General features: G+C 65.6%; 12 protein-coding genes and 1 pseudogene. 10 read left to right on the forward strand and 3 right to left on the reverse strand.

Annotation, left to right across the window (positions count from 1 at the left end; genetic code table 11):
* Positions 1-111: 111 nt before the first annotated feature.
* Positions 112-303 carry a hypothetical protein gene (locus FXO23_RS33170; RefSeq protein WP_158889562.1) on the reverse strand — a complete coding sequence of 64 codons (192 nt, stop codon included), beginning with the start codon at positions 301-303 and terminating at the stop codon, positions 112-114.
* Positions 304-518: 215 nt separating this feature from the next.
* On the opposite strand from FXO23_RS33170, the gene FXO23_RS33175 reads away from it, so the two are divergent.
* From FXO23_RS33175 to FXO23_RS33190, 4 genes are all read left to right on the forward strand, one after another.
* Positions 519-1,313 (forward strand): recombinase family protein, encoded by a 795-nt coding sequence (locus tag FXO23_RS33175; RefSeq protein WP_158889564.1) that lies wholly within the window; start codon positions 519-521, stop codon positions 1,311-1,313.
* 110 nt (positions 1,314-1,423) lie between these two features.
* A complete protein-coding gene (locus tag FXO23_RS33180; RefSeq protein WP_158889566.1) occupies positions 1,424-1,753 on the forward strand; it encodes a hypothetical protein in 330 nt (109 codons plus the stop codon).
* Between the two features lie 39 nt (positions 1,754-1,792).
* Positions 1,793-2,434, forward strand: coding sequence for a hypothetical protein (locus tag FXO23_RS33185; protein WP_158889568.1), 642 nt, complete (start codon positions 1,793-1,795; stop codon positions 2,432-2,434).
* 310 nt (positions 2,435-2,744) lie between these two features.
* On the forward strand, positions 2,745-3,188 hold the full coding sequence (locus tag FXO23_RS33190) for a transposase (RefSeq protein WP_218952215.1): 444 nt from the start codon (positions 2,745-2,747) through the stop codon (positions 3,186-3,188).
* Positions 3,189-3,199: 11 nt separating this feature from the next.
* Here FXO23_RS33190 and FXO23_RS51860 read toward each other — a convergent pair whose 3' ends face one another.
* Positions 3,200-3,613: a tyrosine-protein phosphatase gene (locus FXO23_RS51860; protein ID WP_246258175.1), complete on the reverse strand. Its 414-nt coding sequence runs from the start codon at positions 3,611-3,613 to the stop codon at positions 3,200-3,202.
* Between the two features lie 37 nt (positions 3,614-3,650).
* Positions 3,651-3,992: pseudogene (locus FXO23_RS52750) on the reverse strand (tyrosine-protein phosphatase); the annotation flags it as partial.
* Between the two features lie 251 nt (positions 3,993-4,243).
* Here FXO23_RS52750 and FXO23_RS33200 point away from each other — a divergent pair.
* The 6 genes from FXO23_RS33200 to FXO23_RS51865 all read left to right on the forward strand — a co-directional run bounded on the left by FXO23_RS33200 (position 4,244) and on the right by FXO23_RS51865 (position 7,529).
* Entirely contained in the window at positions 4,244-4,714 is a 471-nt protein-coding gene (locus tag FXO23_RS33200; RefSeq protein WP_158889572.1) for a hypothetical protein, read from the forward strand.
* Positions 4,715-4,878: 164 nt separating this feature from the next.
* The gene (locus tag FXO23_RS33205) at positions 4,879-5,286 is read left to right on the forward strand and encodes a YbaB/EbfC family nucleoid-associated protein (protein ID WP_158889574.1); all 408 of its coding nucleotides are present in this window, start codon (positions 4,879-4,881) and stop codon (positions 5,284-5,286) included.
* The gene (locus FXO23_RS33210; protein WP_158889576.1) at positions 5,270-5,575 is read left to right on the forward strand and encodes a hypothetical protein; all 306 of its coding nucleotides are present in this window, start codon (positions 5,270-5,272) and stop codon (positions 5,573-5,575) included. The genes FXO23_RS33205 and FXO23_RS33210 overlap by 17 nt, the downstream gene beginning before the upstream one ends.
* The gene (locus tag FXO23_RS33215) at positions 5,572-5,937 is read left to right on the forward strand and encodes a BAR domain-containing protein (RefSeq protein ID WP_158889578.1); all 366 of its coding nucleotides are present in this window, start codon (positions 5,572-5,574) and stop codon (positions 5,935-5,937) included. Before FXO23_RS33210 ends, FXO23_RS33215 begins: the two co-directional genes overlap by 4 nt.
* A 15-nt stretch (positions 5,938-5,952) precedes the next feature.
* Positions 5,953-6,594, forward strand: coding sequence for a hypothetical protein (locus tag FXO23_RS33220; RefSeq protein WP_158889579.1), 642 nt, complete (start codon positions 5,953-5,955; stop codon positions 6,592-6,594).
* Positions 6,595-6,914: 320 nt separating this feature from the next.
* Positions 6,915-7,529, forward strand: a complete 615-nt coding sequence (locus FXO23_RS51865) for a formyltransferase family protein (protein ID WP_425484933.1) — start codon at positions 6,915-6,917, stop codon at positions 7,527-7,529.
* The last annotated feature ends 708 nt before the right edge of the window (positions 7,530-8,237 follow it).

The following is an 8,237-nucleotide window of genomic DNA, read 5'->3' on the forward strand; positions in this document are numbered from 1 at the left end:
CCTGAATGCGTTCCCCTGCGTCCACGGCACAGGACGCTACCCACGCCCACCGACAAAACACCACGCGACATTGTGGACGGACACTCAGCGGCCCGGGCGGTGGCTGCATGCTCACCGATAGAACCCGAACGATCGCCGGACGGCGCGATAGCCAAACCACACAGCGCGAGCGACCAACGCCAGCCACAGCGTGGGGCTGCCGAGGGTGACCAGTTCGCCCACGCGCGGTACAAGCGGGGCCTGACGAACCTCGTGTACGAGGTCACCGTCGCCGGTGTGCAGGGTGTAGCCGATCTCGATCATGACGTCGTCGCACCTCTCCCCCGGTACGGCCAGCCGAAACTGTCAGATCTTGCCTGCCGACCTCCCGAGTCACCGGGAACTGCGCGGAACGATGGACCGCCCACGCCGCAAGCGGGCACCACGACGCCACGGATTCACCCATTCGCCCGGCACCGCGCCTGGGTGGCCCTCGAAAACCACGAGGGGCTCCTCGAAACTCGGCCTGCTGCCTCCGAATGAACGACGCGGTGCCAACCCTGCCCACGACGGCCGGGGCGGCGCCCTTTCCGCCGGGTGCCGGTGCGGGGGCGGCCGGCCAGGCGTTCCGCGTGGACGATCTGATCGTCGAGTTCGGCGACCACGATCGACGCGCAGTACGGCTTCGACCACCTGCTTCCTCGGTGCAGAGATCGCGATCGTGGTCAACCGGCGAAAACAGCAAATCTGTTCATCTGCTTAGCAGTTACTTGGTTAGACCATTCGCCAAACTGGCAACCTGGGCAACTCCGACGCATTTTTCGACGACGGGGAGGGCTGATCGGCGATGGGCCCGCTTCGGCTACGCCCGCGTCTCCACCCGCGACCAGAACGCCGACCACCAGATCGACGCCCTGCGCGCCGCCGGGGTGCCCGAGGAGAACATCGTCATCGAGAAGATCAGTGGCAAGCTGTCCTCCCGCCCGAAGCTCAACCGGATGCTGGACAAACTCCGCGCCGGGGACCAGGTGGTGGTCACCCGGCTCAAACGGATCGGCCGCAACCACCGCCACCTGCTGGACCTGGTCGCCTGGTTCGGTGAACGCAAGGTCGACTTCCTCGTGCTGGAACAGGGCATCGACACCTCCACCCTCACCGGGCGGCTGGTGTTCCACTTCTTCGCCGCGCTCGCCGAGTACGACCGGGAGATGATCAACGCCAGCGCGCTCTACCTTCCTCGCCAGGAACTGGCGACATCGGCGCACCTTCCCGTGCCAGTCGAACAACGGTGCAGCGGGGGAATGAGACAAGAAGTTCCTCAGATTGTCCAGTAGTCAACACTTCAGTCGCTGTTCGGCGGCAGCGATACTAAATGAGCGCGTGTTCGGAGTTTTGTCTCTGCATATTCGAGCGCAAGCCGCTCTCTGTTTTCAAGGGAACGCATATGAAACAGATCCGAAGACTGGCGACTCTCGCGGCAGCCGTAGCGATACTGCTCGGCTTCTCGGTAGCGCCCGCGAACGCCATCGATGCCCGTCCGTGCGGGAACGAGCCGGTACCGCAGATCCGACTGGTACTCGGGCCGGGAGCCGTGGTCTGCTATGGCGGTTCCGTCGGCAAGATGAGAATCGACAACCTGCGGGTACAAGGATTAGCCGCGGGTGGCTACTACGGATACGTCAAAAGCTACGTGTACCGTGAAGCATTCAAGCCCGGAACCTTCCACCGGCTCGACTGGATAGTGACGGAATTGGAAATCACACCACCATTCTGACGACCAAGATGCCCGCCTAGCCTACCTAAGCTGATAAGCATGTTCTTCGAACCTCCCGGCCCGCGCCGAGACGACGCGCACTTCACGGCCTCACCAGACGACAGGCCACCGTCATGGCTTGGGCCTCCCGACGCCATGCTGCCGGGCATCGTCCCGGTGCGCGAAGTGGTAGCGCGCGCCGACGACGCGGTGGTCGTGCTGGTTGCCGCACATGCCTATCCACAGGGATGCGTACTAGACGTTGCCGCAGCGTGTCGCGCGGGAGCCCACCGTGGCGGCCAATGGCTCGGTCACCCCAGCAAGATCGACGTCGTCATGTTCTCGCAGCATGCCGAAGAGGCACTGCCTGACGAGGTGCTGCGCATGGGCGTGCAGTTCGCCGACGGACGTAAGGCCACCACGCTGGAACAACACCGGCTGAGATGGCACACCGAGCGGGTGAGCCCTCGTCACGGGCCCGTCCTCGTGTCCCTCAGCGGGCCGAGCGGGGTAGCGCGAGACGATCTCGTGGAGATCCATCAACGCCTGTGGTTGTGGCCCCAGCCACCTCCGGAACCGTTCGACTTCGTCGTCGAATGGCCCGCAGCGGGCATCGCCCTGACCCGCCATCGTCTTGACGGCACCTCGATCGCCTCCGCCGCCCGTACAACATCACCGTACTGGCCCGAGGCGACCCGCTGACGCGGCCATGCTGTTTCGAGGCCTCCGTCGTCAGTCCCTGCGCAGGTGCCGGTCGACCTCCTTCTCCCCAAGACGCCGAAAAGTTTCACCGGCATCAGGATCGCGCTCCGCCAACGCCTACTCGATACGCTGCCGCCCCACCGGAAACACCGCCCCTGACCAGTGGCTATGCCCGGCGCGGCAGGCTTCTCCCGTATTCCGGTGGCCCTCCTCCAAGGCCCGCATCGCCTCCGCGCTGCGCCGCGCCGGCCGCACCCGCTACATCGACGCCACCACCGCCGAACTGCACACCGCGCTGCGCCTCCCGCAGTTGCGCCACCCCGAACTCGTCGAGCAGGCCATGGGCCGTCAAGCGCTGGCCCTCCTGGCCACCCTCGACGCCGAGGCCTTCCGGCAACACCCGGACTACGCGATCATCACCAGCTTCCCCGGCCTGGCCGACAACGCCGGCGCCCGCGTGCTCGCCGAGATCGGAGACGACCGCAACCGGTTCGCCGACGCCCGCGCGCTCAAGGCCTACGCCGGACCCGCGCCAATCACCCGCGCCTCCGGCCGCTCGATCTCGGTCACCTTCCGCCGGGTGAAGAACGACCGCCTGGCCGCCGCCGGCTGGCTCTGGGCCTTCATCGCCGCCACGCACCGCGAACCCGCCAAGGCCCACTACCGGCGCCGACGCGACCACGGCGACCGGCACTCCACCGCGCGGCGGCACCTGTTAAACCGACTGCTCGGCCAGCTCTACCACTGCCTGTAGACCGGCCAGACCTACGACGAAACCAAGGCATTCCCGAATGAGCGCGACACACCCACGGACTCGGCCGCAGCCTGAACCCAGTGCAAGATCGTTGTCATCTTGCTGCCGCGGTGATCATCACCGATGGTCCACGGTGCCCAGCAGCCTCGCACGGACGGAACGAAGCTGGGCGCTGGTGAGTCCGGCCTGGCGCAGATAGGGGGCACGTCCAGGGAAGCGAGGGTGCGGATGACGGCCTGCCGGGCTGTGGTGCCGTGGCGGGTCAGGAGCGCGTCGATCCGGCTGTTCTGGTCACCGAGGCCGAGGGCACGCCAGGCCGGTTCCAGGCGCGCGGCGCTGAGCGCGTAGTCGGCCGCGATCGCCTCGGCGGGGACGTCGGCGAGGGCAAGCAGCAGGACGATAAGTCCCGGTCCGGTCGCGCCCACCCTCGCAGTGGACGAGCACGCCGCCGACGGGTGCGTCGCCGACGGCAGCGATCGCGCGGGCGATCCGGTGCGGGAATCGGTCGAGGAACGCCCGGTAATACAGCGGTGTGCAGTCGAGCCCGCCAGACCAGTGCCGCCAGAACTCGGTGTCGCCGGGGTCATCCAGCGGCGCATGCACGGTCATCAGACCCGAAGGACGGGAGGTGGGCGTGGGTTGACGTTCGTGGAAGTGACGCAGGTCGACGATGGTTTTGCTGCCGTAGGCGCGCAAGGCGGACCAGCCCACGCCGGTCAGATGGTCGGCCGCGTCACCACGCACCACCGCGGCCCAGGCTGTCCGGCGGCCGTCGCGGCTGAGCAGCCCGCCCAAGTCCCGCATATTAAAGGCGCCCTGCCAGTCCAGATGCCGGTCCGAATCCACCTCGGAAAGACGCCCGGACCCGCACCATCGTTGCTCTTCCTCAAGCCTTCGCCACCGTCGCCGACCGGCCAGGCCGATAGCCACATCAGGCAGTGGCTTGACAATTACCAAGATCGGAGGTCTGCGGAACCGCCGGAATCCCGCCCGAGTCGCTGGACCAGCTCTCCGACGAGGAGAGCCTGATCGTCGCGCCGATCGCGCACGCCGGAGTGCACCCCATCCTCACCAACGGCCGCGACGGCAACGCGGTGATCGGCGAGATCGCACTGTGGGCGGACTTCATGCCCGCCACCGAAAACCTCCGCCCCACCAGCTTGTTTGCCCACGACCCGGAAACCGACATCACCACCAGCCCGGTGCACCGGTTCGCCGGCGCCGTACCCGCCGTCGGCGCCCCGGCCTACCCCGACCTGACCTGCTTCCTCGCCACCCAGGACGAGCGCACCACCCGCGCCTACATCGAGCACGACGCGTTCGACCCGGCCGCGGGGATGACCGCGCTCGTCGACGAGCGTGCGGCGGTGTGGGTCCAGCACAGCGGCGACCTCGTCGTCGCCGGAGAAGCCGAGCACACCGGACCACTGCAAGCCCGGCTGCGAGAACTGACCGACCGCTGGATCCAGGCCGGGAAACCGGCCGCCACTAGGCTAGCCCCGGTCCGGAATATTGCCGAGCGCTGATCAATTTTCACCGCTCAACCACTACTGATTAACTTCAAACTCGGTATGCGTGCCACCTACTTCGAGCCAATGAGCTGATTTTCTCCGGAAACGCACTCTCAGCTGAGGGTTCCGAGTACTCTCCGATTCAGAGCCTTTTGTCCGAATTGCCGGGGAGGAGCGCGATGGATCTACTAGACGAACTCGCCGCAGCTAGGCGGCAGGCGGCCGAGCGAACCAGCCGCGTGCACGCGGTGATCGCGGAGCGCGCGGGCATCCGGATGCGGGGCGAGGCGGCCGGTGTCACGGCCACCGTGGACGGCAATGCCGCCCTGCTGGGCATCGAGTTCACCAGGGAGTCCATGCGTAGGCAGTCGCAGGTGCTCGGCACGCGGATCGTGGAGGCCGTTGCCGTGGCGCGGCGCGCGGCCGCACTCGACAGCCGTGCCGCGATGGCCGAGGTGCTGGGCAGTCAGGAGGCCGCCGACGCGCTGATGGGCAAGGACGACACGCTCGAACCAGCCGTTCGGCCGGCTCCTGCCCGCACCGATGACTACTTCGAGAGGCTGGATTCTGATGGCTTCCTTCGATGAACTCGAAACACTGGCAGCGAAAGTCGACCGCGACTTCCGCGAACTCAGGGATCGCGCGGCCACGGCGAGTGCGCGCACCGTGGCCGAAGAGGTCGCGGGCGGCGCCGGGGTCGTCCGCGTCGGACTGAACGGCGCGCTCGTTGGCGTGGAACTCGACCCCGCCCAGATGGGATGGCTCGACGAGCGGCGCCTGGGCCCGATGCTCGTGGCCGCCGTGCGCGCCGCCGAAGCCAGGGCGAGGCAGGAAAGGGACGCGCTGCTCGCAACACCGGAGGGGACCGGACGATGACCTTCATCAGCGAGGACCATCCGCTGGCCAAGCGTGGCAAGGAGCTCGGCGGCTACCATGTCGTGCCGCGGCAGCTGGCGATCGCCGGGGACGATCTCCTCTCCACCGGCGGCCTGATGAATCGCATAGCCCGTGATATCGAGAACACGCATCTCGGCGCGGACGACCTCGGCATTCTCGGAAAAGAGGCCGATGACGCTCCCCGAGCCTACAACGATTCACTTGCCGAATTCGTGAAGCATTTCCAGGCATTGCACGACACACTGGCCGCGGCAGGCGAGATACTCAACGACATCGCCAAGTACTACGCCGCCAAGGAAGACGAGTACTACGAGCAGTTCAACCGGTTCGACGACCGATAGCCGGGGAGGGACCCTGTGGATATCGCACCGTGGCCGAAGGACGCGGATCAGAAGATCAGGGACGAGGCGGCTAACGCAAACATGCCGCAGGCCATCGAGATATTGGACAGACTGGCCAAGATCGTGATGGGCAACGCGCACCTCGTTGAGTACTACGCCGACATCTGGGACCCCAGGTCGGTCGAAGCGCTGACCGATGCGCAAGAAGAATTCGCCACGAATGCATCCAACGTCAACGACGTGTGGACCGGAACCGCAGCCGAAGAGTTCAAAGCATGGGCGCTCAAGTTCAACAATTCACTCAACGATTGCAAAGCCGCACTAAAAGGGCCCCGGGACGTGCTGTGGGAATGCAGCAGGCTTATCACCGAGACCTACAAGCTTGCCATCGAACTGATCGGGAAAGTCGCCTCCTCGCTGGTGACAGCTACCACCGGCGCGGTCTCGGTGCCGTTCGATCTACTCGGCATCATCGGCGACTTGCTGGCGGATTTCATCGACATGGCCGCCAAACTCATCGGTGAAGCACTGGTGAAGATGCGGGACTACCGCAAGGCAATGGCCGACATGCGCAGTGCGGCGGCCAGGCTCACCGACCTGGTACCCATGGGTAAAGTGGTCGCGGACAAGGAAGGCTGGAAAGTCCGCCCCGCCTAGCCGTGTTTCAAAGGTCGGGGGCCGTGTGTGATCGTGTCGGCGTGTCGTTGATCAAGTAGGAGAGGTCTCCGGTAGAGGGGTTGTCGACCAAGAAAACCCTTGTCTCACCGGCGACCTCGTGCCCAGCGTAGCGGTGGCGGGACGGGCCGATCTGACCGACGCGCAGTGGGCGGTGCTGCGGCCGTTGCTGCCTGTCGGGAAGAAGCCGGGCCGTCCGCCGAAATGGACCAAACTGCAGCTCATCGACGGGATCGGCGTGGCGGGTCCGGGTGGGTGCGCCGTGGCGGTATGTTCCGCCGGTTTACGGTCCTTGGCAGACGGTGTACGGGTTGTTCCGTCGCTGGCAACGCGCCGGTGTCTGGCAGCGCGTCCTGACCGCGTTGCCCCGACATAATTCTCTCTCTGCGTTGCTCCCATATTTCAAAGAACCGATCCTTAAATTGCCCCGTTTCGGCATTTTCAATGTCCACTCCGGCCTGTTGCCGCAGTATGCGGGGCCAGCGGCACCCGTCCACACAATGCTCGCCGACGAACCAGAACTAGGAGTAACCCTGCACGTGATTGACCGGGAGATCGATACCGGGCCAATCCTCTCCAGTGCCACACTGCCCGTGGATAAATCTCGATCGCTGTTTGGCCATCTTCCCAGGCTTTATGAACCGGGCGTGGAACTCTTTCTCCACGAACTACCAGATCTTGAGGCGGGACGCGTACCCACCGGCCGCGCGCAGGACCCCAAGGCGCGTCGCTATCACAATCTTCCGACCATGAACCAAATCGCCGCAGTCGAAGTGCACGGGTATCGACTGTTCAACACACAGGACTACGGCGAACTCGTCCAACGTTTCGGCGCCAACCGGCCACTAAATGAAATAGCGGATCTCTCCCAGAACGTTCCCCCACGCGAAAGAAAAACCCCACAACGCGACGGGTAAGCGGCTGGACTTACTCGCGCCCCGGACCGAGAAAGATGATATCCAATCGGCCCTGGCCCTCTGCGACATGGCGTGTGAGCACGACCGACAGGCTGTCTGTCTCTTACTTAAGAGCTGGCTGACCGTGATCAACTCCCTACACCGCTTTGATTGCGTACCGGTCTTCTCCATCGGCGCCGCCTTGTTCCCCGAGCACGTCGGTCGCATTCGTAGAACCCGCTGGCTGGCGCCTTCTGCCCCGGCTTCCCCATCGTGTCGCTGCTCTTGCTCATGCCCGGGGACTACCCCCGGCTGACCGGTCCGCACACCCGACCGCACCCACACGGGTGGCGCTGACCAGCACAAACCAATGCTGTCTGTCCACACTGGTCAAGATCAGATCTTCTGGTGCTGCTGGAAGGGACGGCGGGTATGTGAACGTGCTGCGGTTCCCCGTGCCGCTCGCACTGGCCCAACCGGCGCGAGAGGTCCCGGACGGGCCGCAGTGGCGCCACGAGCCCAGGGTCGTCCTATGGAAGGTTGCCTTGCGGGTGTCCGCCTTGGGTACGTTCCTGGGCTTCACGCTGGCGGCGGAGGCGGTGATTGCTCAGAACCGGCAGGGGTGCTCCTCGGCTCCTGGTGCCGTCAGGACGGGCGGAAGGGGACGTCGCGGGGGTCGGTGCTGGGTGTGGTCGCCGGTTCCGTGGGTGGGGGCGCCCACCGCTCCGA

The organism is Amycolatopsis anabasis (genome assembly GCF_009765355.1).
Classification (GTDB): domain Bacteria; phylum Actinomycetota; class Actinomycetes; order Mycobacteriales; family Pseudonocardiaceae; genus Amycolatopsis; species Amycolatopsis anabasis.

What these genes read in the sequence shown, in the direction of transcription:
- FXO23_RS33170 (WP_158889562.1), bottom strand. Translation starts at nt 303, where the DNA reads ATGATCGAGATCGGCTACACCCTGCACACCGGCGACGGTGACCTCGTA.
- FXO23_RS33175 (WP_158889564.1), top strand. Translation starts at nt 519, where the DNA reads ATGAACGACGCGGTGCCAACCCTGCCCACGACGGCCGGGGCGGCGCCC.
- FXO23_RS33180 (WP_158889566.1), top strand. Translation starts at nt 1,424, where the DNA reads ATGAAACAGATCCGAAGACTGGCGACTCTCGCGGCAGCCGTAGCGATA.
- FXO23_RS33185 (WP_158889568.1), top strand. Translation starts at nt 1,793, where the DNA reads ATGTTCTTCGAACCTCCCGGCCCGCGCCGAGACGACGCGCACTTCACG.
- FXO23_RS33205 (WP_158889574.1), top strand. Translation starts at nt 4,879, where the DNA reads ATGGATCTACTAGACGAACTCGCCGCAGCTAGGCGGCAGGCGGCCGAG.
- FXO23_RS33210 (WP_158889576.1), top strand. Translation starts at nt 5,270, where the DNA reads ATGGCTTCCTTCGATGAACTCGAAACACTGGCAGCGAAAGTCGACCGC.
- FXO23_RS33215 (WP_158889578.1), top strand. Translation starts at nt 5,572, where the DNA reads ATGACCTTCATCAGCGAGGACCATCCGCTGGCCAAGCGTGGCAAGGAG.